The 26,838-nt window shown below is 46.9% G+C and carries 20 protein-coding genes; 13 read left to right on the top strand and 7 right to left on the bottom strand.

The genetic code is table 11. The features are described from left to right. Positions 1 to 46: 46 nt before the first annotated feature. Both ACLVWU_RS07810 and ACLVWU_RS07805 read left to right on the top strand, forming a co-directional pair. Positions 47 to 1,186 (top strand): hypothetical protein, encoded by a 1,140-nt coding sequence (locus tag ACLVWU_RS07810; protein WP_413578429.1) that lies wholly within the window; start codon positions 47 to 49, stop codon positions 1,184 to 1,186. Positions 1,187 to 1,221: 35 nt separating this feature from the next. Further along, positions 1,222 to 1,542 (top strand): hypothetical protein, encoded by a 321-nt coding sequence (locus tag ACLVWU_RS07805; protein ID WP_413578428.1) that lies wholly within the window; start codon positions 1,222 to 1,224, stop codon positions 1,540 to 1,542. Positions 1,543 to 1,628: 86 nt separating this feature from the next. Here ACLVWU_RS07805 and ACLVWU_RS07800 read toward each other — a convergent pair whose 3' ends face one another. Then, positions 1,629 to 1,811 (bottom strand): hypothetical protein, encoded by a 183-nt coding sequence (locus tag ACLVWU_RS07800; RefSeq protein WP_413578427.1) that lies wholly within the window; start codon positions 1,809 to 1,811, stop codon positions 1,629 to 1,631. Positions 1,812 to 2,041: 230 nt separating this feature from the next. Between ACLVWU_RS07800 and ACLVWU_RS07795 the strand changes: the two genes are divergently transcribed. Genes ACLVWU_RS07795 through ACLVWU_RS07770 form a run of 6 tightly spaced genes read left to right on the top strand, consistent with a single transcriptional unit; the run spans position 2,042 to position 10,328 of the window. Next, positions 2,042 to 4,549, top strand: coding sequence for a hypothetical protein (locus ACLVWU_RS07795; RefSeq protein ID WP_413578426.1), 2,508 nt, complete (start codon positions 2,042 to 2,044; stop codon positions 4,547 to 4,549). 1 nt (position 4,550) lies between these two features. Next, entirely contained in the window at positions 4,551 to 5,021 is a 471-nt protein-coding gene (locus ACLVWU_RS07790; RefSeq protein WP_413578425.1) for a prepilin-type N-terminal cleavage/methylation domain-containing protein, read from the top strand. Continuing rightward, positions 4,985 to 6,043 (top strand): type II secretion system protein, encoded by a 1,059-nt coding sequence (locus ACLVWU_RS07785; protein WP_413578424.1) that lies wholly within the window; start codon positions 4,985 to 4,987, stop codon positions 6,041 to 6,043. The genes ACLVWU_RS07790 and ACLVWU_RS07785 overlap by 37 nt, the downstream gene beginning before the upstream one ends. Continuing rightward, positions 6,033 to 7,235: a hypothetical protein gene (locus ACLVWU_RS07780; RefSeq protein ID WP_413578423.1), complete on the top strand. Its 1,203-nt coding sequence runs from the start codon at positions 6,033 to 6,035 to the stop codon at positions 7,233 to 7,235. The genes ACLVWU_RS07785 and ACLVWU_RS07780 overlap by 11 nt, the downstream gene beginning before the upstream one ends. A gap of 31 nt (positions 7,236 to 7,266) precedes the next feature. Continuing rightward, complete coding sequence (locus tag ACLVWU_RS07775) at positions 7,267 to 8,106, top strand: hypothetical protein (protein ID WP_413578422.1); 840 nt, start codon at positions 7,267 to 7,269, stop codon at positions 8,104 to 8,106. Positions 8,107 to 8,162: 56 nt separating this feature from the next. Next, positions 8,163 to 10,328 (top strand): hypothetical protein, encoded by a 2,166-nt coding sequence (locus ACLVWU_RS07770; protein WP_413578421.1) that lies wholly within the window; start codon positions 8,163 to 8,165, stop codon positions 10,326 to 10,328. Between the two features lie 5 nt (positions 10,329 to 10,333). Here the strand turns inward: ACLVWU_RS07770 and ACLVWU_RS07765 are convergent, their stop codons facing one another. Beyond that, complete coding sequence (locus ACLVWU_RS07765) at positions 10,334 to 12,592, bottom strand: fused MFS/spermidine synthase (RefSeq protein ID WP_413578420.1); 2,259 nt, start codon at positions 12,590 to 12,592, stop codon at positions 10,334 to 10,336. 61 nt (positions 12,593 to 12,653) lie between these two features. Between ACLVWU_RS07765 and ACLVWU_RS07760 the strand changes: the two genes are divergently transcribed. From ACLVWU_RS07760 to ACLVWU_RS07740, 5 genes are all read left to right on the top strand, one after another. After that, entirely contained in the window at positions 12,654 to 13,136 is a 483-nt protein-coding gene (locus ACLVWU_RS07760) for a hypothetical protein (RefSeq protein ID WP_413578419.1), read from the top strand. After that, positions 13,133 to 13,915, top strand: a complete 783-nt coding sequence (locus ACLVWU_RS07755) for a hypothetical protein (protein WP_413578418.1) — start codon at positions 13,133 to 13,135, stop codon at positions 13,913 to 13,915. The genes ACLVWU_RS07760 and ACLVWU_RS07755 overlap by 4 nt, the downstream gene beginning before the upstream one ends. Further along, positions 13,899 to 16,247, top strand: coding sequence for a hypothetical protein (locus ACLVWU_RS07750; protein ID WP_413578417.1), 2,349 nt, complete (start codon positions 13,899 to 13,901; stop codon positions 16,245 to 16,247). The genes ACLVWU_RS07755 and ACLVWU_RS07750 overlap by 17 nt, the downstream gene beginning before the upstream one ends. A gap of 34 nt (positions 16,248 to 16,281) precedes the next feature. Next, positions 16,282 to 17,136: a 3-deoxy-8-phosphooctulonate synthase gene (gene kdsA, locus ACLVWU_RS07745; protein WP_413578416.1), complete on the top strand. Its 855-nt coding sequence runs from the start codon at positions 16,282 to 16,284 to the stop codon at positions 17,134 to 17,136. 109 nt (positions 17,137 to 17,245) lie between these two features. Next, complete coding sequence (locus ACLVWU_RS07740; RefSeq protein WP_413578415.1) at positions 17,246 to 18,163, top strand: S1 family peptidase; 918 nt, start codon at positions 17,246 to 17,248, stop codon at positions 18,161 to 18,163. 42 nt (positions 18,164 to 18,205) lie between these two features. Here ACLVWU_RS07740 and ACLVWU_RS07735 read toward each other — a convergent pair whose 3' ends face one another. The 5 genes from ACLVWU_RS07735 to ACLVWU_RS07715 are packed head-to-tail and all read right to left on the bottom strand — an operon-like array spanning position 18,206 to position 26,504. Beyond that, a complete protein-coding gene (locus ACLVWU_RS07735) occupies positions 18,206 to 18,472 on the bottom strand; it encodes a DUF5985 family protein (protein ID WP_413578414.1) in 267 nt (88 codons plus the stop codon). Between the two features lies 1 nt (position 18,473). Beyond that, entirely contained in the window at positions 18,474 to 18,731 is a 258-nt protein-coding gene (locus ACLVWU_RS07730) for a DUF5985 family protein (RefSeq protein ID WP_413578413.1), read from the bottom strand. Between the two features lie 2 nt (positions 18,732 to 18,733). Further along, the gene (locus ACLVWU_RS07725; RefSeq protein WP_413578412.1) at positions 18,734 to 19,114 is read right to left on the bottom strand and encodes a hypothetical protein; all 381 of its coding nucleotides are present in this window, start codon (positions 19,112 to 19,114) and stop codon (positions 18,734 to 18,736) included. Next, entirely contained in the window at positions 19,104 to 21,158 is a 2,055-nt protein-coding gene (locus ACLVWU_RS07720; RefSeq protein WP_413578411.1) for a response regulator, read from the bottom strand. Before ACLVWU_RS07720 ends, ACLVWU_RS07725 begins: the two co-directional genes overlap by 11 nt. A gap of 9 nt (positions 21,159 to 21,167) precedes the next feature. Beyond that, positions 21,168 to 26,504, bottom strand: a complete 5,337-nt coding sequence (locus ACLVWU_RS07715) for a HAMP domain-containing protein (protein ID WP_413578774.1) — start codon at positions 26,502 to 26,504, stop codon at positions 21,168 to 21,170. Positions 26,505 to 26,838: the final 334 nt, after the last annotated feature.

The following is a 26,838-nucleotide window of genomic DNA, read 5'->3' as shown; positions in this document are numbered from 1 at the left end:
CTCGTAAACTCCATGTCGTTAACATGAGCCCTTTAGGAGCTTTTCAATGACGAAATGGATTCTGTTTCTTCTGTTACCGCTATTACCAATCTTAAGTTTTGCCAAACCAGAAGTGCGCGGACTGCGCGTGGATCCATCTTATTTTTATGAACTTTACCCCACGCTGAGCGCTACTGAAATTGCTCAGAAGGTGATCGCCAAAGCTCATGAGGCTCACGTCAATACGTTGTTCCTGTATGCCTATGTCTCCAATCATGGTGCGTTTTACCCAACCGACTACCCATTGACCGAAGTGGAAACTCATTTTGGCGAGAAGAATATTTTCAAGGAACTTTACACCTTGGCGATGGCCCATGACTTCCATGTGGTGGCGGTGATCTCGGTCACCGACAACAAATCGGTGTGGGATGCTCGCCCCGCATGGCGATCCAAAATGTTAACCGGCCAGGACTACAAACCGATGTCCCAAACTTATCTTTTGTCTGCGTGGCATCCTGAGTATCGAGCCTGGTTAAAAGGATTCATTCAGGATCTGACTTCGAAATTTCCAGAACTTTATGCCATCGAAGCCGTGGAGCCCACAGTAGACTGTTACTGGCGCATGGAGGCTGACTACAATCCCGAAGCGAACAAGGCTTTTTTCGCCCGATATCCCGCAGGACAATTGGGTGATGATAATTGGAAAATTATGCGCGCTGAGGGAATCACGGATCTTTTGGCGATGATGGCCGAGATCAGTCACTCCCAAGGTATCAAAGCAGGAGTCGTGCAAACCTGGCCTGCTCACTCTGACGGCAGTTTATTTAAATCAGAAGAGGTTCGTGATGACGTGGGCTTTGATTTAAATGAAATTTTAAACCTGCAGGGCGCAAAGAAAATGGATTTTGTTGTGGGCGAACTTTTATGGCAGCAGTGGCTGGGTGAACACGGCACTTCTGTTTTCAATCCTGCTTGGACTCTGCCCGCTTCATTGAAATTTCAGGAAATTGTCGCCAACCGCAGCGAAGTGATTATTCACATCGAGATTTCCACTTGGCATGGACAACACAGCAGCGTCACTCCGAATCTTCAGCAGTTTCAAGAAAGTCTTGAGGTGATCTCGGAAGTTGTTCCGCATATTGATGTTTATGATTACAGTCAGATTGAAAATCGCAGTGCCTGGGATGAATTAGCAGCGTGGAAATAGTTGAGCTTCGGCAGTTTTCACGCTAATGTTTGTGAATGAACATTAAACATCTTGTGACATTCAGCGTGATTTTCACTGTGCTGGGCTTTACTTCCGCACACGCCCAAGAAGAGATTTCAAATCCACCACCGGCTTCTGCGCCATCTGCAGATTCTCCTGCGGCTCCTGTAACTGGATACCAAGGAATGCTGCCTTATATTAATGAGAACGCAGCGATTCGCAAAGAAGCGCAAAAGAAATACGGCACTAAAAAGTCCAAATCAAAGTCTAAGAAAAGCAAAAAGTCTAAATCGAAAAATAAGTCGAAAAAAGGCTCTGCGAAAAAATCCAAGACTTCTAAAAAAACAAGCAACTAAGTACTCACTGCCACCGTGGCGGCAGAAGAAAACAAAAGGCACAGGTAAAACTGTGCCTTTTGCGTTTAGATCACTGGAAGTTCAGGCTATTTCCGTGGTGATCCTTTTTCGCGGTTCTCGCTGTTTTCACTCGAAGAAGACTCCACCATTTGTGAATCTGCTGAGTGGTCCATTTGTTTATTGTGAGCCGCGCGTCTTTGCTCTTTTAGATTTCCCTCATAGCGTTTGCTGGTCTGGCTAAAGCCTCTTCCTTTGTTATGTCGAGACATGGCACACCTCCTTGCCACTCAATTTTACCAAGTATCGGCTTCCTTTGGATCCTCACCATGGACGAGGTTTGCTATACGAAGTAGCAACGATCCAGTGGTAATTGACCTTTTTTGAATTATTATGTCTCACTGTGAAACAAAACCTCCTATTTAGGAGGACTTTATGACTCCATTTTGGCTCAAATGAAACGCTTCTTTGACCGATAAGTAATGAGAACAAAGGGGATTGTTTGAACCATCACAGCGCGTTCCACAAGCAGTTGTTGCGCTCGCAACAGGGCTCCGTACTTCTTATGGCGATCATAGGTGGTGTGATCGTATGCATTATGTTCTTTGCTTCTATCGCGTATGTTGAAACCCAAGCGAAAATGATGGCGCGCTCCGCGAACAAAACAGATCGCCGTATTGTGATGGATGGTCTCTATGCATATACGGTCAACGCAATCAAACAAAGCTGGTGCCTGTCGCCTTCATGGGTGCAGGAACTAAACTGCAGCTTAACTCATCCACGAAACACACAAAGACTTTTGCTATCAGATGAGTCATTGCTTTTCATCCGCAACTCCGGCACTCCCCATGCTGAACCTCTTTCAGCAACTCGATTGAAAACACTTTCAACAACTGTTCAATTGAAAGACTTTACAGAAAGTCATCCACTTTACTCCATCGTTAGACCATTGAAGGAAGAATACTCTAGTGGAACCTTCACGATTGAACGTGATGCAACGGCGATCTCCGCAGTTCGCGGCAAAGAAGTGCCACTAAAAATCACCATCGCACTGAAACACAAAACAGATCGTCAGTATGATGAAGTCCTGGTCTCTAAAAACATCGTCTATCCCCGTGAGCTGAGTTATTTTTCTTTGATTCTTCCAAATGATCTTTACCTGAACGTGAATGGCAGTAGTGCTAAGAACGGCAACAATCGTTTGAATGCCCAATCTGTCGCGGCCAATGGCGGTTTGCGCTTTGAAAGCCCCGTCTTCGTCAATGGGGACTTGCATTTGCCTTCATCCTCCCACCGTCCTGCGATGAACAACGTGGTCTTCGTCGACAAAGTTGTGCTGGGTGGTGGTCGCATCATGATGGATAATAAATCCTTTATGGTCTCAAGCGCCGGTGGCACTGGCTCCATGTACAATTACGAAATGCAGAACTTTGCCGGCCTTTTAGGTGGCTACGAACTTGATCCAGGTCGCGATACGGGACTGGATTACCTGTACAATATTGTGGCTGGCGACTCTTCAAGTTTCGATGCACAAAAACTTTGCCGTGCTAGATTAATGGCGTCCTATGACTTGATCATCACCAACCCATCGCAACTTTGGGCACGCGCCAATTCGGCCTCCGCCAATCGCGCCAATGTCAGTTTTAACGTCGGTAACGTAGATAACTTTGTCGAACAGGCCAACGTTATGGGGTTTGAGGCGGTCACGACAGTTCCGAACGTGACAACTGCGGCGATGTCCTCTGCAACAACAACTACAGGAACTCCCGTCCTGAAAGCACGCGTTTACTATAACGGCTTGCAGGCACCGGGCGGCTCCCGTGGTGCTTATATCACTGACTTCCAAGTGCATCGCCAAGGAACCGTGACTTTGTATCCTACGGGCACCGGGGGACCAACGATCACTATTACAACGGCACCGTTGACGGTTTCAGGACGAACTCAGTTCAACCAGATTGACATGAACATTGAATTCTCTCCGGGCCTGAATGTGGCTCCCTACAAATCCAATGGCAGTGTTGTGATTAATTCTTCCCCTTCCGTAAAGTTCGTCTTCGAAGCTTATGACTATGGTTATTTGAATGGAAACAACCTGCGTGTTGCGGGTGGCTCGCCTTTCTTTAAAAACAAAATCAATGGCGTGACCTTTACCAAAGCCGGTAACGACATGGTGCTGACGGCCAACACAGCGAATCTGGGTGTGAACTTTAATAAATGGCGCACCAATTCAGGTTTGGAAGCATCAGATGACTATAACTACCCGCTTGATTCAACTTATATAGGTCTGCATGTACCAAAGGATAATCCAGAGAACTTAGCAGAATTCGACGACCGTTGCTTTGCCACTCCGGATCCAGGCAATCCTGGTGCGGATTTCTCGGCTTTCCCGGCAGCGACGTGGGATACTTCTTTTGCAAGACAAGCTCGTCATGCCTGGATGTTTAATACCGAATGGTCGACTCGTACTGAGCCCGGCTACTACGAAGGCCCATGGACCTATGGAACCAGTACTGCATTCACCGTGCATTCATTGGTGAAAGAATGCCGAATCAGCCCGAGTGCAACTTTGATTGCAGGTATGTTTGCGTGTGAGACCTTCACGATCCTTCCACGTACAGCTCCTTTGCGCATCATTGGTACTGTGATCACAAATCAATTGAATATCGATGCCTCCGCTTATAGAGCTGGTATTCGTTGGAGCAGTATCTATCATCCACAAGCCGCGCAAGAGCTGATTAATGCCGGTATCCTGGGCCGGGATAAAGCTGGTGCCGCTGTGAATTGCTCGCCAGGAGCTTTGGCGCCGTTATGGCAGTCAAACATCGGTATCACAGATCGTTACGCCCATTGGGTGTGCAATCCTGTAAGTTTACGCTCTGCGGATCCATTTAAATGGACGACTGTGGATCCTGATTGCGGCATTGTAAATGCCCGTGACACATTGGTTAAATGTAAAAAACAATCAACGCGCTTCCTGATCAAGGAAGTCAGCCGTGGAAAGGGGTTGTAGTATGAAACTCAACAACAACCGCGGTTACTCGATGATTGAATTATTGGCAGCGATCGTAGTCGGCACATTGGTCAGCTATGCAACCTATTCGTATATTACTTATATTTCCAATCTATCAGCCCAGTTACGCCTAACCCGATCATCGAATGACAACGTTCAGGCCATCGTGGAAAGCATTCGCTTTAACTTGTCTCTTTATCAGGTGTCGTTTGAAACCAATATCAAAAAGGAAGAGGAGTTGCTGAAACGCGATGCCCTGCCTTACGGTCTTTCAAACGGGACGATGATACCAAAATCAGAATGCGGCAGGAACCCATGCCAGGCATTTTTTGGCTATGTGATTGTACCGAGTTTATTTGTCAGAAACCTGTATCAAGTCGACTTAAGGGTCGCACTGCCCGCGGATAAAAGAATCATAGGCAAGCAGGAGGAACGGTGGAAACAATACACCTACTTCATCACAGTGAAGTAAAAAATAAAAATCCTCTGCGCAACCGTCGAGGCATGACCGTCACCGAGCTGTTGGTGGTGGTGGGACTTATTGGCTTCGTGGCCTTGGGTAATGCTACATTCCTGTTTGATTTCACGAAACAACTGAAAAAAATCAACCAGTCTTCCGATAGTGAAACGGAACTTTCTGTATTGAATATCGCGGCAGTCAATATTCTTAAAAAATCGGCGGCAAGCTTCAATAAAGTTGTTTTACCGGATGACAATAACCGCAATTTCTATGACTACTACCCTGACGTTCCATTCTCCACCCTGCAGAACGTGACTGCAGGATTTGAAGCCAGAACATTTACGATTACCGCTGGACAACAGAATCGCTATTTTTACCTGTTGCAATCCGAAGAAGCGGAATTTGATTCTGTTATCTTCGACCCCATGTTCGCCTACCGCCAAGTTGCCGAGTCTCCGAATCAGCTGGCTAACGGCACTATTCAGTATGTCGGTTTGAATTCTATTCCGAACTTAAAAGGCGCGACTGGTGGCTCCGCTCCAAACGGCTCCATGACCCAGATTTTTCAAAAACGCTGGGCTTCAGGCGAACTCTTCTTATTGAGCTGCCCAACTTATCTGCGCCCGCTAACAGGTGGAACTGTGAATGTCTTAACCGCACCACGGTTCGCCTCGTACTTGGGTAAAGTTGCTGGATCTGACCTTTCACTGCTATCCCTTACGGAATCAAAGGTTAGCGTCCTTAACAGACATCCCGTGACATCAGCGAACTACACGGGCATCGACAATTTTATGCGCACACTTCCGTCAGTCGGTGGCGCCGCTCCGTTTGTGAAAATTGAACCTGTAACCCTGGTGCGATTTGAACTTCGCAACAACACCACAACCAAGAAGACAGAATTGTGGTTCCAAGAACTTAAGAATGGTCAGTACAAAGACGTCAATGTCCTTTTGACCAACGTAAAGTCTGTCAAATTCTATCGAAAAGCAATTACCCTCCCCATCATTAGCATGGAGGTCGAACGTGAACTTTAAAATACTTATTGCTGCAAGCCTATTGGTTCCCAACGGAGTCTGGGCGCAAAACAAGAAAACCTCCACCACAAGCGTTTTGCCTTTTACGGGGCCGAACATGAATGACGTGGTCTTGGATTCACAACTTGTCGTGAATGGCTCCAACTCTGACGTCACGACATTGGATATGTATGTCAGCTGCTTCGGAACGAATCTACGTTCCGTACCAAATCCAATATCTGAGCAATCACAGATCACCGCGACCCTTTATTACCTGACAGCAGCTGGTGGGAAAAGAAAACTCGATATCACTTTCCCGGCAACTGCCACGATGAAAACCTATGCCAGCACGGATGTGGATCTGACCAATTCCACAGTTTTGGACAACAACACCAGCACTCGCCTGCGCGCGCGCCTGAAAGGTAATCTGATTCGCATCAACTTGGAAGGGGCTAAAACCATTCCAGTGGACGTCCTGGCGACAGGCACTGACTTTTCTAAATTGGAAGCTTTGGATGTAAAATCCGACTTTTTAAGCGGCATCACTTTCGTGCAGAATGTTCCGGATAGCACGACTCCACGTCAGTTTATGGCGTTTGATGGTCCAATCACGGCGGCTAGCAATTGGTATGCCTCTGAAAACGGCAAATCACTTACTATGCTGGCGGCTTTCCCCAGCGAAAATCGTTTTTGCGGTGGCTTCTTCTCCCCGCTGGTTTTGAAATTTGACGACGAACTGCCAAAGGTTGAAAAGACCTCCAAGTTCCCGCTTTTGCCCGACCAGAATGGCATGAAGATCTCGTGGCCATCATTTGATACCGAGATGTACTTCCTGACCTTGGATCAGAATAAAAACGGTAAGGTTGACGGTGGTCATGAGTTGTTTGGTGATATCAACAACTTCCAGGATGGATTCAAGAACCTTGAGATCTATGATAGCAACAAAGACGGCGTCATTGACTCCAAAGATCCGGTTTTTGATAAACTTCGCCTGTGGAAGGACCGCAATCATGACGGTAAAAGCACTGCCAGCGAAGTTAAAACATTAAAACAGCTGGGTGTTGAGTCTATTTCAGTGAAATACACTGATGCGACTCAGGATCTAGGACCTAACGCGCGCCTGGTTGGACCGGGTGAGTTCACCTACAAGGATAAAAAAGGTGTTCAAAAGAAAGGCCGCGTCTGGGATATTTTTCTTAAAATTGTTCCTTAATTGAGATAGCATTTTTTGATGGGAGGACTCCATGAAAAAGCAAACTCAAATCAAATTAGCATCAGGCGTTTTGCTTCTGTTTTCGATCGCAATCATTTCAGAGACCGGTTTCTCAAGACCGGGAGACAATGGCAATCGCTGGGAGTATCGCTTCAAAAAGGATTCTCCTAAAAACGAGGCGCCAAAGACTGAAAACCAGGGCAACGTCGGCACCCCGATCAATCTGGGTAATGACGGAGCCGCCTGCCGTGATGCTTTCATCATGATGAGCACGGTCTTTGATGACACTTCCACAACCGGGGGCAAGTCCCGCTTGTCAGTGCCGCCTTTGAATCACGGACAAACAAAGTCATTTAATTGCACCGAGCCAAAACCTGTGATGTCCAACACCGCGAAACAGAACGTTTTGGGTGGCACATTGGTAGTGCAATGCGTGAATGGGGTTGCAACTTTAGCTTCCGCGAGCTGTGAGCTTTCACCACCTCCGGCTGAAACGCCTCCTCCAGGAGGAACTCCGCCTCCAACTCCGCCGCCAAATCCTAATGATTGCGGAAATTGTCCGACTTTCATGGGATCAACATATGCAGAGTACCAAATTTCCAAAAATGCCAGCGGTACTCGCAAGGTGTCCTCAACATATCGTTGTGACAACGGAAACTATAAAACAGTTTACGAAAGTGGTGCGAAACCAGTCTGCAAACCGGGGAAACAATCTCAGTGTAACTCTCAGTGTGACACATACGGTGTGACTACCACTTCAACTTACCAGATTTCGAAGAATGCCAGCGGCACATCTACGTCCACATCGTATAAATGCGACAACGGAAAATATTATGTCGTAAGCTCCAAATCAGGAAGCTACTGTAAATAATTGAATTCATCTGAAGGCGCCCTACAAGGCGCCTTCTTTTCTTCCACGGACGTAGAATGATTTTACTTTTGGTCCTATTTTCAGGGCTTTTAAATCTTTCAGCTCAGGTTCTTTATCAAAAAGTCGTGTCCGTGACTTTGGGGGATCTTTATACCACTTTTATCTGGGTCACCTTGATTTTTATTGCTGGCGCCGCTGTGGGAAACCTGTTTTCATCACGTCTGCGCAAGTATCTTCCCCTGCTGGAGGTTCTGACCGGCATTTATAATCTGATTTTACTTTCCACTTCGCCAGCTCCTTACGTATTAATTGCAAGCCTTCTTCTGCCCGCTTTTTGCCTGGGAACGCAGCTGCCACTTTATAGTTACTATCTTAGACAGTTCCGCTTCCGGTGGATCTATGCCCTCTATCACTTAGGGGCACTGCTGGGTCTTTTGGGTTTCGAAGTCTATTTTACCCAGGGACTTTCTATTCACACGGCACTCGCAAGCCTAGGTTTGGCACAATTGGCTTTAGGTTTAGCCTTGTTTATTATTTCCAAATCCAATCACTTTCATTTGCAAGCAAACCCTTCCTTCCATTGGAAAGGATTCTTTAACAAGCAATTCAGCTTCAGTATTCTTGCGGTTTTGGCTATCTCCACACTTAGTTATTTCCAAGTATTTTGGGCAGTAAAGACACAGACCTTCCTAACAGAAGCTTTCAGACTTCAAGCAACCCTTATCACCATGGCCGTCTTTTTTTGGATGAGTGTAGCCGGCGCAACTGAACGCAGGGCTAAAACTATACCGCGATCCCTGGTTTTCACTTTTTGGGCGGGAACCGCACTGTTAATTCAACTTCTATTTGCATCCGTGCCGGTCTTCATTCGTGACGCCATGACTGGCACCCTGACGAACTACTTCGCCTTGTCGTTCCTGCTAGCACTGTTTTTAACTGCACCCGTTTATTTCTCAAGCTTGATGTTTATTCGTGGCGCCGAAGAAATCTCAGCGAAACTACCCATTGATGAAGCTGCCAGCTACTTAAACATCATTGCCAGCCTGGGCAACATTTTTGGAATGGGCCTTGCCGTGGCAATGGCTTCCCTATTGTGGTTTAATATTTACTTTGCAACAGCGGTAGTCGCAGCCGGGGCATTTGCTCTTATATTCAGTCTTTTTGAAGGACGTATTTTAAAAATCACCCCTGCTTTGGGACTTCTTATAATGCTTGCGTTCTTTGCTTTTCAGAATAGCCAGTCCAGTTCACTCTTAATCAATCGCGTCCCCGCCGAAATCAGAAACGCTGCGACTGTTGGCAGAACCGAAGTTCATTCAGCGGCGTTTTCGTCGATAGCGATTCATTATACTCAGTCCCGCGCCACAATTCCTGAACCTGTCAGAATGTATTACGTTGATGGACATGCCTCCCATGATTTGAATTTATACACTGAAAATCTGGTGGGCCTGCTTCCGGCGGCTTACTTTACCAGCACCATTCCCCGCTCGATGGTTATCGGCGTGGGCTCCGGCCAGACGTCCTGGGGAGTAGCAGCCATCAGCCAAAATACGGATCTGATCGAAATTTCACCCGCTGTGCGCGATACTTTAAAATTGTTTGACCGCGAGAACAATCATCTGAGCAACAGACCGAATGTTCAGCTGTACCTGGAAGATGGAATGAACTTTCTGCGTAAATGTAAATCTGGCAGTTACGACCTTATCGTGAACACTTCGACGTATCCGGGTAACTTCAACGCCGGAAAGCTTTTTACCGATGAGTTCATGGAGATGGCGAAGAATTGTCTGAATAGAGAAGGCGTTTACCAGACTTACTTTGATGTCGCGTCGGTCTTAAATACCGAGCAACGCGCCGAATTTCTGGCCCCGATTCACAAACATTTCAAATACGTGGACATCATCGCAATCCCATATCCGATCGTCATGGCCTACAATACTCCAAAGGATCTACGAAAAATCGCAATTGCAGAAATCCTTCAGGATGAGGATCGCAAGTTTTACACCGAAGTCATGACTGAAAAACCCGTGTTCAAGGAAACTTGCCATAAAGTTTACAGAAACATTCCCGCAGCCGAAAACCAAAGACTGAATACCTTGGATGAAAGTATTTTGGAGTCAAACTCCATCAAAAATATCGTCATGGCCATGGAACCACAGTTTTTAGGCGACCATATTCAGGATATCACCGCAGACTTAAAATCATCAGACTGCTGGCAATAACCCGGTCAATAGTCTTTCGGATAATTCAGGAACAAATCCCCGAACGAAGTCCGACTTTTTTCAACTGCAAGATTGTCATCAGTGACAATGCCCTCATTCACACCCGCCTCACGGCGGATGTATTCAATCCAGCTATTGACGACTTTTTCTGCCACATCAAAATCCTGCGGCGTGTGCAATCCGTCCTGATCCCAGGACTGGCTGGGCATTAATTTATCCACGCGACCCCACGAAGCGTCTTCCCAAGAAGAAAACGGTTCCATTTTACCCAGAAAGATAATCCCGTCATAATCATAGCCTGGTAAAATCTTGTAATAAGGAAAACTTTGTTTTGCGGTATTGATCAGTACTTGAATGGAATACTGCGAACCAAATAACAGCTGCGCATAGACTCCCCCAGGAGCCAGGTTTTCAGTCACGATTTTATAAAACTCTGCCGACATCAAATGCGTCGTGCCCACGCCGTAAGGATCTACATTCACGGTCAAGATGTCCCATTTCTTTCCAGACAGTGCGACGTAGCTTCGTCCATCAGTCGCGATGTTGTGCACACGGGGATCTTGTAGGTAGTCGTTATTCTTAAAAGACATTTTATCCTGAGCTTTTAAAACCAAGGGCAGCAGTTCAACACTGGTGATGTTCTGCGTGACAGGCAATTTAACAAAGCCTTCCGTGGTAAGTCCGTACCCCATCCCGACAACCAGGACATTATGCAGTTCCTTTGAAAACAGCGCGGGATAGAGAGCCAGATTTTTTTGAACCACTTGGGTTTTTGCGTATCCATAGGGCGCAACCAACGAGCTAAAATTATTGAACATCGCCCAACGTGTGACCTCGGGTTGGGTGGGAGCTGGTTTTAACCGCACCATGGACAGATACCCGAATTCATCCTCGGCTTCAAATAAAACATCTTCGGCTGAATTCAGGCTAAGTGGTTTGAAAACCACGAAACCCAATAACAACAAACCAAAAGCCACCGTCACGACCCGGCGCTTTTCGCGAGTAAAGATCAAGGCTCCAGCCAAGGCAAGCACCACCAAAACAGCACTTAACACTTTTAAACTATTCACAGTCCCCAGTACGCGAAACAAAACATAGGTTGCAAGCAAACTGCCTAGAACCGAAGCGAACGTGTTCACATAAATCGCGCGAGACAAACTGCGTGTACGGGAAAGCGCCGAGGTCTCGCCCGCTTGAATCAGTCTTAAAGACAAAGGAAAACACAAACCCAATATCACACCCGGCACAACCGCCAGGAATAACAACGAAAGCGCAAACACGGAGTGCAAAGTCTTATGATACGGACTTACCAAATCCACCGACAGGGACATGGTGTGATTGAAAAATAGAAATCCCACACCGACTGAAGTGACTGCCCCCAGCAAAAGATAGATCAACCGGGAAATCTGTTCTGGAACCCGCAAGAATTTCCAACGAGGACTGATACCCGCCCCCACCGCCAAAGACAATAGCAGAACGGCCAACACCAGGCTGTGTACGTAGACTCGTCCACCCAACATCAGAGAAGATAGACGAAACCACAACTGTTCCAGGCTTAAAACAAAAAAACCACTTAAACCACTTAGACAGATCGCCCAGATTTTAATAATCTTAACCGGTAGCCCTTCGGATTCAGACCGCGCGCTGCTCGCCTCAGCAGATTCAACACCGAGACCCGTTTGAAATCTGTGACGCAGAAAAATAACTCCGGCGAGCAAGTTCAAAAGCAAACCGACACGAAGGGTATTCTGTAATCCGAAATTGTAAATCAAAAGTGTATAAGACAGGAAGGCACCGGCCGCGCCCCCCAGGCAATTCACAGCATAAAGCCATTGATGCTGGCTGGCTTCAGAGAATTTGTAACTGATCACCGGAAACGAAAGACCCATTAAGAATGTGGCTGGGAAAATAAAAACGCCGGTTATCAGAAAATGTGAAATCAAAACCGGGCCGGAAAACCCCTGAAGCCATTGAGTCAGGAATTCCGTATTAAAGGCCAAAACAGAAAAGCTGCCAGCAACGACCAGAACAATGGCAAATTCACAGTAGGAATAAAGAGGAACTTCTTTACGAAAGCGCTGATTCAACAAACGCGGCGCCCAAGCGGTGCCAAGCCCCAACCCCAGCATAAAATGCGCAATCACGCAGGAGATAGAAAGTGTCGTCCCACCCAATAAAGTAGAAAACATCCGAATCCACAACACCTGATAGAGTAATCCAGAAAATCCCGTCAAAAACATAGCTATGATACCCTGACTGAACATTCCTGCGGCCTCCACCTTAGATGCTTGTAAAGATGCTACCAATCGTCTAGCCTTAAAACCAATGGAATTTTACAATAAAAGAAAGTCTGAACTCATTCTTATTGTGACTCTTGCACTGGTCTTCGTGATCAGCTTTTTCACCCGGCCACTTTTTCCAGTGCAACGCTATCCACTTTTCGCAGACGCTCCAACAACCTATGAAACTTACCACGCGTCTTTACCAACAGGAGAGCAAATCCCCCTGATCAGTTTGCAGCTACAAAACAACTATGACGGCGATCCTACTTATGATGTAGGCCGCCACCCCGCCACGATCTACACTTGGGGAAAAATACTATCCATAGAGCAGTTGCAAAATCACTTTTCCAACCTGAACAAAAAAAAACAGATCCCCGCAGAGTTTTGTCTTATCAGAACGATTTGGGGCAAACGCAGTGATCAACACTTTGGCGTGATAAAAACCTCCCTTTTTTGGTGGTCTGCTGAACATCTTTCAGAAAACAGCAACTCAGCGCCCCTCGTCTGCCGAGGAACCGTCATATGATTTGGCCTGTGGCTAACCGTTATTTTGATGGCTTCCGTAGATTAGTTCTGTTGTGCTCGATCTTTCTGGGCTTGGATCAATTGTTCATCCCGTGGCGCAGTGCTGGCGACATTCATCCTGTTTCGCTGGTTGGCTATTTACCGACAGCGCTTATTGAAAACAAAATGGCTTTTCAAATTTGCACCGGGATCTTTCTGATCAGCACGACATTGTGGTTGTTAAAGCTTGCTCCAAAAATACTTTCAATCGTTTCCGCGCTATTCTTTATTTTAAGCACTTCCTGGTATTTACAAAACGAACCCTTTGGTGATCATCGCCAATCTGTGTTCTCGTTATTGTTGATTTTGCTGGCCCTGCGCGAATGGGGACTGTTGCAGTACTACTTCTACAAGACTGCCGCAGTCGTCGTGCTATCATTTTACTGCCTGGCTGGATGGGAAAAGATTTTTTATTCAGGTCTTTCATGGCCGAATGGCACAACTCTACAGGTTTTTGTGCACTCCATGGGATACATGGAATCCTACTTGGGCAGAGCCATTCTTCATAACCACAACCTGGCCGTGTTCTTTCAATGGGCGATTTTGATCCTGGAATGCGGGGCCTTCGTCATCCTGACCGGCCCCAGGTTTTTGCGATGGATCTGGTTAGTCGCACTGGTGGGTTTTCATATCGGGATTGAAGAGATCTTTCACTATCGCTACTATCTGCATCTGATTATCGTCTTATATCTTTTTGCATTGCCGGCACTTTTGGAGCGAAAAAATGTTCAGTCCCGATAATTTCAAGAACAATTCCGAAAAACTGTATCTTCTGTGGTTCGGTATTCCCGTCTTGTTGTATCAGGTGTTGATCTCGCGCATTCTTTCGCAAATATTTGGCAGTTTGTTTTTCATCCAATTATTCCTGATCGCAGTGGCTTATCTTGGAACCTCTTTAGGCAGCTACTATGCAGATCGATGGAAGTTCACACTGAGCCGAAGCCATCTGGCCCTGGTGGGTTTGAATTTAGGCTTGTTGGCTTTTTATTCCAATGATGCCGCATTGCTGGGCGCACCCAAATTAAGTCTCATGTTGGGCTTTACACTGTTCTTCCTGATCTCGTTTTTTTCATCCTTACTCTTGCCGTTATTCTTCTTAAGCCAGTCAAAACTTGAACAAGCGTCAACTCAAGTGTTTAACCAAGTGTATTTTTATTTTCATCTGCTGGTCGTAGGGGCCCTGATTTGGGTCGAACTTGATTTAATCTCCTCCATAGGTATAACGCAGATTCTGATCGGACTTACAATTCTTGAAGCAATTTGGAGTGCTTTCTGGTGGCTTCAGGAGCGCAACCACAAAGCATTGCAACCAGCAAAACCGCCAATCACAATTTGGACTCTTAGCACCGATGACAAAAAACTTCTTCTGACACTTTTTTCCTTCTCGGTAATCAGCGGTATTATTCAATCCATTCTTTACAGACAGGTGCAAACCACTCTGGCGCCACTGGCCTTTCACTACACACTTTATCTGGCGGCTCTGCTGTTAAGTTGGGCCGCATCCAGCTTGTGGTTTCAAACTCGCTGGGGCTATCAGTGGCTGCAGTGGAAAAGCTTTAAATCCAAATCTGCATTGTTAGTATTCTCGCTACTGGTATGGACTCAAACCTGGCCGGTGTTTTGGGCTTGGGCTTTGGATGCACTACAACTAAGCACATTCGATGGTGTCGTCCTAAACCCTGCGGTGAATTCTGAAAACACTCCGTTTATTATTTTCCTGATTCGCTCCGTGTTCACACTTGGCCTTATTTTTCCATTTGGATTTTTCTTTGGCAGCCTTCTGCCGTTGGTGAAAAAAGAAAACGAAAAAGTTTCATTGGGAATTTACTTAAGTGTAAATTCTCTGGGTAATGCTTTGGGAATTTTACTGTTTATATCGATTCTATTTGAGAAAGTCGGAATTTTCCAATTATGGGCTCTCTTGGGACTTTTATGTCTTATCTTTGCCACTCGCGAATTAAAGTGGCGCATGATCACCAGCGCCTTGATTGTAACCATGGGCGGTATTTCTTACGGGCTGCTGAAAACATACTCCTGGGATCTGGGCAGCTTCAACATGCGGGGTCTCAAGCCGTGGCATCACTACTCAAGCGAAATCAGCAAAGTTCAAACTTTCAAACACAACAGCAGCCAGGTGAACTTCGTTGAGTTCGCTGGGAAATACTCTTTGATGTTCATGAACGGCCACACCTCGGTTTTCTTGCCACATCAAGAACCGATTCCCTTGATCGACACCTTGATGGGACTGACCCCGCTGGCTTACGTGAATAACTTTAATGAATCCCTGGTGATTGGCATGGGCACTGGCGCCACCGCCCTGGGTTCTGAATTACTCTTCGCCCACACCGACATCGTGGATTTGGATCCCACCATGCTGCAAGTGGCAGGAAGCTTGAAGTTTGTCGCCAATCGCTTGCTAAATAATCCGAAGGTGACCTTCACCGAGGCCGATGGTCTGACCTTTTTAAGAACGACTAAAAAGAAATATGACCTGATCTATAACAATGTTCCCTCGCCCGTGTATTTTGCTGCCGCAAAGCTTTGGAGCCGCGAAGCTCTGCAAGCCGTCTCTGACGCCCTTCACGACGACGGGATATTTGCTCAGTGGCTAGATGGTGAAATCTCGCCGGTGGCTCTGGACAGTCTGATTCGCTCTTCCGAAGATCTCTTCAGTCACTGTGATCTTTATCTGCTGAATATTGAGTTCTACTCTTTGGTTTGCTCCAAAGGACAGGCGCCACTGCATTTTAAAGGATATCCTGAAAGTCTCGCCCCTTTGATGCAGACTGGGCCCGCGGTGTTTTCTGACTTTTTACAAGCGTTGCGCTTCCCGGCTGTGCCCGTAAAAGCCCACGACCCGGAAGTCCCCATCAACACCCTGGATAAACCGTTGATGGACGTTTTAGTTTCACAAAATCCACCGGGCTGGCTGCACAACACCCGAAAGGACTCCGTCGCCGAACGTTTTAAACTTAAAGACACCGTCTCCGGTCCGAAATGCTCCCGCATTCGGGGCTGGATCTATAACCGCCATTTTGTGGAAGCACCGGGTGATTGCGCAGAGCTTTTCTGATTGCCCGATGGGGCTAATTTGATAGAGTTGCCCCATGCAAAACAAAATCGTCAAACTTGGCAATATCGAAGTCGCTAACAACAAACCCTTCGTCCTTTTCGCAGGCATGAACGTCCTGGAAAGCCGGGACTTGGCCATGCAAGTGTGTGAGCACTTCGTAAAAATCACTGACAAACTTAACATTCCTTATGTTTTCAAATCCTCATTTGATAAAGCAAATCGCTCCTCCATCCACTCCTATCGTGGACCGGGAATGGACGAGGGCCTTAAGATTTTTGCAGAACTTAAGAAAACTTTCGGCGTGAAAGTCATCACTGACGTTCATGAAGTCTCTCAAGCCAAACCAGTTTCAGAAGTGGCCGATGTGATCCAGCTTCCTGCATTCCTGGCGCGCCAAACAGACCTGGTCGAAGCCATGGCTCGCACTGGTGCTGTGATCAATGTTAAAAAACCCCAATTCCTTAGCCCCAGCCAAATGGGGAACATCGTTGAAAAAATCGAAGAGTGCGGCAACGACAAGATCATATTGTGTGAACGTGGTTCATGTTTTGGGTACGACAACCTGGTTGTAGATACATTAGGCTTCAATATTATGAAGAAAGTTTCCAAAGGTGCTCCGGTGATTTTGGACGCCACTCACGCTTTGCAATTCCGTGACCCAATGGGCGCGGCCTCTGCCGGTCGCCGTGGTCAGGTCGCAGAACTTTCCCGCGCCGGATTGGCAGTGGGCTTAGCAGGTCTTTTCATCGAAGCACATCCAGATCCAGCGAATGCAAAATGCGATGGACCATCTGCTCTCCCACTGGCGAAAGCGGAAGCCTTCTTGCAGCAGATGAAAGCCATCGACGATTTGGTCAAAGCCTTCCCGATTTTGGATACTGAATCCTAATTGATATTTGAGCGCCCAAAAAAATTTATTACAGGCGTTTAATTTTCTTGCAAATGTGTGGTGGTTCTATAAAAGGACCCCACACTTTTTTTTTGCGGGGAATAATAAGTTGAAACTACTTAATACCTTTTTAGTTTTCGTTGCATTCATCACATTGGGTTGCAGCGCCGTTGATTCCAACTTGCTATCTACGAACTCCAACGACCAAATTATCGGCGGTCAGTTGGTAAAAGCAGACTCAGCACTGGCTCACAGCGTGGTTGGTATTTACGATGACAACGGGGGTTTTACTTGCACGGGCTCTTTGCTTCCAGGAAATCTGGTTCTGACAGCCGCTCACTGTGTGGGAGAAAAAACTTCGGGCGTCTATATAGTTTTTCATCCCGACATGGAGTCGATCCTGAATCTTGGAAAAAACTTCAACACCTCTCCTGTTGTTCGCCGCGTCATCAAAATGAAAGCTCATGAGCACTTCAACTCCGGACAAGAAAACATGGCGATTTCTGGTAACGACATCGGCTTGATGATGTACGAGGGTGAAACACCTAAGGACTATACTCCCGCTAAGATTCTGACTGAGCCAGCAGTTCTAAAAAGAGACGCCGTGACGATCCTTGCGGGCTACGGTGTTGATTATGCCGAAGTGATCACGATCAATCCAAGAAAACAAAAAAACCTTCAAGAGATGATCGACAACGGCGAAGTATTCTGTGATCACGACGACGCTCGTAAGGCTACAAGCTGCGTTCGTGAAGAACTAAGCGGTCCCGCTATTTTGAAAGCTGTGACAGTAAAAGTTAAGTACACGCCGAACGAAGGCGAAGTTGTTTTGGATCAATCCACTGGTCAGGCAGCTTGCTCGGGTGATTCAGGCGGCCCTGCGTATATCCAGGTTGGCAATGAGTTCCAACTTTGGGGAGTTACAAGTCGCAGCGGACTTGGATGTAACACAGACATCGTCTATATGAACATCCTGCACTATGCGACTTGGATTACTGACACTGCAAAATCCTTCGGTTTAAAATAGTTGTTAATAAAAAAGCGGCCCCCTCAGCCGCTTTTTCATTACTTAACTGCGGTTTTTATCCACGACCGCGATTATGATCAGCAAAAAAGCCAACAGACGCATTGAAAAGATCCAGGTGTTCTCTTCGGCCTGACTGGGCATAAAGACTAGAAACCATCTCTCTGCCGCCAGAATAAAAAAAGAAATGGCAAACATCGCAAAAAAGCGATCTGCCGTTTTCCTCCAGAACTTCAGGAAAAACAATCCTGAAACGACCGAGGCCATCATCACTGCGCCATAAATAAATTGCTTAACAATATCCTGACTCATCCTACACCGTATCCCAAATCAACCCATAGACCATGGCAACCATTCCTCCCAGAATCGCACAGGCGCGGATCATTGTAAGGTCATAGTCAGGTCCCAAGACAAAATCCACGGATAAAAGAATGTTGTTCAAAGCCACGCCCACGAAGCAGATACTGCTCCAAAACAACAATCGTGATCGGCTACGAAAATAAGCCCGCCCCAAAAAAAGAGCGCAGCCGAAACTGGTAATTGAACACAGTAAATAGACGTAAAAAGCCACGATCAGTCCTTCTTGATTTTAAAGGCATTAGCAAAGCCGCGAATGCTTTCGATGGGTTGGGAGTAAATAAAGTTTGTTATCGTCGAACGTCGGGTGTTGTACAAAATTTCCAACTTGTCAGCGAGATCACCCAGTTCCTGGGTTTCATAACGAAAACGTCCGTCCTTTTCTGCCAGCATGTTCATTGTGACCAGTTCCAAAAGTTGTGAACGTGCATACCCCGGATTACTGCGCATCTCCAGACTGACTTCTTCAGGCGTCCAACTGCGCTCCTCACTGCTTTTTAATAAAAACAGAACATCTAAAAGAGTGACTGAATGAATGTACTTTTTGATGAAGGTCTTAATCTCGAGCGAGATGTCTCCGGAATCATCAAATGGCACAATGATCCTCCCCCACTCCTTTGTCCCGATGGATACTTGTCAGTAAATCTATCAGCTGATTAAAGTTAATTGGTTTGGCCATATGATACGTGCATCCTGCATTGATGCTTTTCACTGTCTCCTCCTTAAGTGCATGGGCTGTAAGCGCGATAATAGGTCGCTCATAACCCTGAGCCCGCAATCTTCGCGTGGCTTCGTAACCATCCATCACTGGCATTTGAATATCCATCAACACGGCATCGTACTCGCGAGCCAATGCGGCCTCTACGCCCTCTTGTCCGTTTTCAGCAAATTCAACTGTAACTCCCACAGCTCCCAGGAAGTGAGCCACCAGAGCCTGGTTGTCTTCCACATCCTCAACCAGAAGAACTCTCATTCCTTCCAGCTTTCGGTTTCCTTTAAAACTGAAAGCTTTGTCATCGTGAGTAGCTGCAAAGTTCAAAATATCAATAAAGAAGGTTCCCTCGATCGGATCCGCATTCACTTCAACCATGAATGTGCTACCCTGCCCGGGTACGCTGCCGGCCAGGATGACGTCACCGCCCATGGCCCGCGCGAGCTGTCTTGACAAGGCCAGCCCCAAGCCCGTGCCACCGAAATTTCTGGTCGTGGCACTATCTTCCTGAACGAAGGGCTGAAAAAGATGGCTGGCATGTTCCGGATGAATACCCACTCCGGAATCTGAAATATAGAAACGCATTCTATTATGCAGCTCGAATCCAGTGCGCGGCACCCATTCGACGTCAACATGCACATGGCCTTCACTGGTAAATTTAATGGAATTGCCAATCAGATTTAACAGAATCTGCCGCAATCGTGTAGGATCCGACATGATCATTTTTGGTATGCTATTGTCCAAATTAATACGGAAATCCAATCTCTTGTCCAAAGCCTGCAAACGCAAAAGTGAGTGGATGTCCTCCAGTACGCTTTCCAGGTCAACTTCAACACGCTCCATTTGCAAACGTCCGGCTTCCACCTTGGAAATATCCAGAATCTCGTCGATAATTTTAAGAAGCTGATCGCCGTTTCTTTGAACCGTGCGAATCCACTTCGCCCGTTCCTCTGCACTCTGTTCCTCATCCGCCATCAACTCCGTAAAGCCAAGAATTGCATTCATGGGAGTACGAATTTCGTGACTCATATTGGCCAGGAAGTTTGTTTTGGAAACGCTGGCGGCACTGGCCTTCTTTTCAGCATCGATCAACTTCAGCTCGACTGTTTTTCGGTCATGAATGTCAGTACAGGTTCCGATCCAGGAGCGCACCCCGTGATAGTTGGTATCCGATACGGCCCGCACCCAGAACCAGCGCAATTCTCCATTCTTATTGCGCAGGCGAATTTCAGTTTCAAAGGGACTGCCATCATCCATCGAATTCAACCAGACTTTTAAGAATTCACGCAGATCCGTTTCTTCTACGGCTGACTGCCAGCCATTTCCCAGACTTTGCTCTATAGTTAGACCGGTGTAATCAGTCCAGCCACGGTTAAAGTAATCGAAGGTTCCATCCCCCTTCGCCCGCCAGATGATGTGCGGTATTGCATCGGCAAGGCTGCGATAGCGACGCAGACTTTCTACTTCCAATTCCGCAAGTCTTAAAAATCTTTCGCGCGCTTCAGAAGTGCGGATCATCTCTGCCTGTTCCTCAAGCTGTTTAGTTTTCAAAAACAGCTCGATAAAAACATGGACTTTAGCTTTTACAATGTGAGGCTCAAATGGTTTAAAAATATAGTCTACCGCCCCTACTTCATAACCGCGATAAATATACTGATCGTCCTTGTTGATGGCAGTTACAAAAATAATAGGCGTCAGTTTGTGTCTTTCACTCAACCGGATTCTTTGGGCCGTTTCAAACCCATCCATTCCCGGCATCTGCACATCCAACAGGATCACCGCGAAATCATAACTCTCTACAAGTGCAAGCGCTTCCACACCCGAATGCGCCTGCACCAGATTCACACCCGGCCCATCTAGCACTGCCTGCAAGGCCAGCAGACCATCCAGTCGGTCATCAACAATAAGAATATCCACTTTGCTCATCATTCAAGACTCCTAAAGGGACGGATTCAATGTTGCTTTCGGCAACCACGAATACATAACTGACAACAAATAAACTTCATCAACCGGCTTGGTCACATAATCTGAAGCTCCAGCCGCAAGGCACTTTTCCCGATCGCCTTTCATTGCTTTGGCTGTCAGGGACACAATCGGCAATTTCTGGAATTGCTCGATTTTACGAATTTCGCGGATGGCTTCAAGACCGTCCATTTCCGGCATCATCGTATCCATCAGTACCAAATCGATATCAGGATTCTCGTTTAATGTTTTAATTCCCTGTCTGCCATTTTCAGCAAAGACCACATTCATGCCGCGCATTTTTAATACACTGCTCAAGGCAAAGACATTACGAACGTCATCATCGACTATCAGGATTTTGCGTCCGGTAAAGTCCGCATCACTTGGCAGAGGCGTCACCTCTGAATTTTCATCGCGAACGTTGATGGTCGTTCCTTCTGGAGCTGTATACTTCACAGGCAATATCAGATTAAAGCTGCTGCCTTGACCCGGATTACTTTCCACACTAATCACACCACCCAGTAGACGCGCAATTTCGCGACTGATGGTCAGGCCCAAGCCCGTACCGCCGTATTTTCTGCTGGTTGTACCATCCGCTTGCTGGAAGGCCTCGAAGATCAGCTTTTGCTTATCCGTCGGGATACCAATGCCGGTATCCTGCACTCGGTAAACAATCGCTCCGCCCGGGTAATTTCCGGCTGTATCATAGCTGACATCCAGATTCACATGGCCCTTGTCAGTAAACTTAAAGGCATTCGACAACAGATTTTTCAAAATCTGATGCAGACGATTTTCATCGGTCACCATGGCTTTAGGCAGATCCGGTGAAGCGGTAATCAGGAATTCCAGTCCCTTGTGCTCTGCCACCGGGCGGAATGTTTGCTCCAGGTACTCTTGGACTTCCTTAATTTCGACAACTTTCGGTGTGACCGGCATTTTACCAGCCTCCACTTTGGAAAGGTCCAGAATCTCATTAATCAGGGCCAACAGATCCTGACCAGCAGAATGAACGGTGCTGGCAAACTTCACCTGCTCACCACTTAGGTTTTTCTCGCGGTTGTCGGCTAAAGTTTTAGACAGAATTAACAAACTGTTCAGCGGAGTTCTTAACTCGTGAGACATGTTCGCAAGGAATTCAGATTTATACTTGGAAATAAGCGACAACTGTTCCGCTTTTTCCTCCAACGAGCGGCTGGCAAGCTCCACTTCCTGATTTTTAACTTCCAGAAGTTTCGCTTTGTCTTCAAGCTCTTTTGCCTGCGCCTCCAGCTCGACGTTAGAACGTTTCAATTCTTGCAGAAGTTCTTCCGTTCTCATACTTGACGAGATCATATTCAGGATAACCCCGACGGAATCCATCAGCTGATCCAGGAAGTTGATATAGTTCTGAGTGAAGGGGGTCAGGGACGCAAGCTCAATCACCGCTTTCAGCTCACCCTCGAACAACACCGGAAGTACGATAATGTTTCGTGGTTTTTCTTCGACTATGCTGGAACTGATCACAGCGTAATCACCCTGCGGGTTGGTCAGAAGGATGCGTTTTTTCTCGAACGCACATTGCCCTACCAGTCCTTCTTTAAGTTTATATTTATTCGAAACAGAACGACGTTCCGAGAACGCATAGCTCGCAATCAGATTCAAAGAGGCTTCTGCACCTTCACTTTCAAGCATGAAGAACGTGCCCTGACGTGCATCCACCAGCGGCGTCAACTCCGACATAATCAACTGCGCGACCGAAGCGATACTGCGCTGACCTTGCATCATCCCAGAGAATTTTGCCAGATTGGTTTTCAACCAGTCCTGCTCATTATTTTTCTGGGTGGTGTCCTTCAGATTACTGATCATCTGATTGATATTTTCAGACAGTGCCGCAACCTCGCCTTCGGCTTCAACCGAGATCGAACGGGTTAAGTCACCCTTCGTTACCGCAGTTGATACTTCGGCGATGGCACGCACCTGCGCAGTTAAGTTTCCGGCCAGCTGATTCACGTTATCTGTTAAGTCTTTCCAGGTACCAGACGCCCCCGGAACGCTTGCCTGACCACCAAGTTTTCCTTCGATACCTACTTCGCGGGCAACGGTTGTCACCTGATCGGCGAATGTTCTTAAGGTGTCGGTCATCGAGTTGATGGTTTCAGCGAGGGCCGCAACCTCCCCTTTGGCTTCAAGGACGAATTTTTGTTCCAAATCACCATTGGCAACCGCGGTTACGACTTTGACGATACCACGTACCTGAGTCGTCAGATTCGAGGCCATGAAGTTTACGTTATCTGTTAAGTCTTTCCATGTTCCGGCAACGCCCGGAACGCGCGCTTGTGCTCCCAGTTTTCCTTCGATACCCACCTCGCGGGCAACAGTTGTTACCTGATCGGCGAAGGTTCTAAGGGTATCGGTCATCGAGTTGATGGTTTCAGCAAGTGCGGCAACCTCCCCTTTGGCTTCAAGGACGAATTTTTGATTCAAGTCCCCGTTGGCAACGGCAGTTACGACTTTCACGATACCACGTACCTGTTTGGTTAGATTCGAGGCCATGAAATTTACGTTATCGGTTAAGTCTTTCCAAGTTCCAGAAACACCGCGAACTTCCGCTTGTCCTCCCAGTTTCCCTTCGGTACCCACCTCTTTCGCAACACGAGTTACCTCGGCGGCGAAGGAGTTCAGCTGATCCACCATCGAGTTGATAGTGTTCTTAACTTCCAGGATTTCCCCGCGGGCATCAACTGTGATCTTTTGTGACAAGTCCCCGTTCGCAACCGCAGTTGTTACTTTCGCGATGTTACGTACCTGAGCAGTCAGATTTCCCGCCAAACCATTTACGTTATCAGTTAAATCTTTCCACGTACCAGAGACACCTTTTACTTCGGCTTGTCCGCCCAGCTTTCCTTCCGTACCCACCTCTTTTGCAACACGAGTTACCTCGGCAGCGAACGAGTTCAGCTGATCAACCATGACGTTGATTGTATTTTTAAGTTCAAAGATCTCGCCCTTGGCGTCGACCGTAATTTTTTGTGACAAGTCACCTTTGGCAACGGCCGTGGTCACTTTCGCGATGTTACGTACCTGATCCGTTAAGTTTCCGGCCAAACTGTTTACGTTGTCAGTTAAGTCTTTCCACGTACCAGACACACCTTTTACGTCGGCCTGTCCACCCAGCTTACCTTCGGTACCCACTTCTTTTGCCACACGAGTTACCTCGGCAGCGAATGAGTTCAGCTGATCCACCATGACGTTGATCGTATTTTTTAATTCAAAGATTTCCCCGCGGGCATCAACCGTGATCTTTTGTGACAAGTCACCTTTGGCAACCGCGGTTGTTACTTTCGCGATATTACGTACCTGCGCCGTTAGATTTCCGGCAAGACCATTTACGTTATCTGTTAAATCTTTCCAGGTACCAGAGATTCCTGATACTTCGGCCTGACCGCCCAGCTTACCTTCGGTACCCACCTCTTTGGCAACACGAGTTACCTCAGCGGCGAAGGAGTTCAGCTGATCCACCATGACGTTGATTGTATTCTTAAGCTCAAAGATCTCGCCCTTGGCATCAACCGTGATCTTTTGTGACAAGTCACCTTTGGCAACTGCCGTGGTAACTTTCGCGATATTACGTACCTGCGCCGTTAGATTTCCGGCAAGGCTGTTCACGTTATCTGTTAAGTCTTTCCAGGTACCAGACACACCTTTTACATCGGCCTGACCACCCAGCTTACCTTCAGTACCCACCTCTTTTGCCACACGAGTTACCTCGGCCGCGAAGGAGTTTAGCTGATCCACCATGACGTTGATTGTATTCTTAAGTTCCAGGATCTCGCCCTTGGCATCAACCGTAATTTTTTGTGACAAGTCGCCGTTGGCAACCGCGGTGGTTACCTTCGCGATATTACGTACCTGTGCAGTCAGATTATTTGCCAGACCATTTACGTTGTCGGTTAGATCTTTCCAAGTTCCAGAAACCCCTTTTACGTCGGCCTGACCACCCAGCTTACCTTCGGTACCCACGTCTTTCGCAACACGAGTTACCTCGGCAGCAAAGGAGCGCAGTGTATCCACCATCGTATTGATGGTGTCTTTTAGTTCCAGGATCTCGCCTTTGGCATCAACTGTAATTTTTTGTGATAAGTCGCCATTCGCAACCGCAGTGGTTACTTTTGCGATATTACGTACCTGTGCGGTTAAGTTATTCGCCAGACCATTCACGTTGTCGGTTAGATCTTTCCAAGTACCCGACACACCTTTTACATCGGCCTGACCGCCCAGTTTACCTTCAGTACCCACGTCTTTCGCAACACGGGTTACCTCGGCCGCAAAGGAGCGAAGCTGATCCACCATGACGTTCATCGTGTTTTTAAGTTCAAAGATTTCCCCGCGCGCATCAACTGTGATTTTTTGTGACAAGTCGCCATTCGCAACCGCTGTGGTCACTTTCGCGATATTACGTACCTGCGCGGTCAAGTTATTCGCCAGACCATTTACGTTATCTGTTAAGTCTTTCCAGGTTCCAGAAACCCCTTTTACATCGGCCTGTCCGCCCAGACGACCTTCAGTTCCCACCTCTTTCGCAACACGAGTTACCTCGGCCGCAAATGATGAAAGCTGGTCCACCATGACGTTGATGGTATTTTTTAGTTCGAAGATTTCCCCACGTGCATCAACCGTGATCTTTTGTGACAAGTCACCCTTGGCAACCGCTGTTGTTACTTTTGCAATATTACGAACCTGATCCGTTAAGTTTCCGGCAAGACTGTTTACGTTGTCAGTCAGATCTTTCCAGATACCTGAAGCTCCACGAACGTCCGCTTGGCCACCCAGCTTTCCTTCAGTACCCACCTCTTTCGCAACACGCGTTACTTCCGAGGCGAATGAATTCAACTGATCCACCATCGAGTTTACTGTTGTACCGATACGGAAGAACTCTCCCTTTACCGGGCGTCCATCAATCTCCAAGGACATTTTAGAAGACAAGTCCCCTTTTGCCACCGAGGTGATGACACGGGCGACCTCTTGAGTTGGTTGAACCAGGTCACCAATTAATAGATTCACAGAATCAACGCTCGTCGACCAGGCACCTTTCACAGAGCCCATCGTCATACGTTCGTTCATTTTACCTTCTTGACCGACGGTAGAGCGCACACGCACGAATTCGTCGGCCATGTTTTCATTCAGTTCAATGATATCATTCAGAACCTCGCCGATTTCGGCGATGATACCTTCCTGATTGATCGGCATTCGGACTGCGAAATCTCCGCGGCGAACAGCTTTGACTGTAAATAACAGCTGACGTAACTGCTCTTTTGCGACGTTATCAAACCCCATAGTCTGAGACGAATAGTCCAAATCAACATCAATAGTTTTTTTCTGTTTTGTTTTTTTGGCCGAGAGAGCTTTTTTTCCCTCAGAAAATGGTTTCAATTTCGCAGCAATATTTTTTGCAGATTTCTCTTTTGATTCAATTGCGGAATCGACTTTCGCCACAAAGGCCCCCTCATTGTTCGATTCCTTTAATTAACCTTAGGCCATTTTTAATATGTAACTAAAATAATTTTATTACCGGGACTTAATCCCCTTAACTACACTCGGTCAATTACAGAACCGTCATTTGAATTGGATGCGCGAAGAGTTTTAAATTAATCCCCGAGAAATCAAGATG

The sequence above is a fragment of the Bdellovibrio sp. HCB290 genome, from assembly GCF_047305925.1.
GTDB lineage: Bacteria > Bdellovibrionota > Bdellovibrionia > Bdellovibrionales > Bdellovibrionaceae > Bdellovibrio.
The sequence above is the reverse complement of the archived record's forward strand: the minus strand, read 5'-3'. Positions and strand labels throughout refer to the sequence as shown.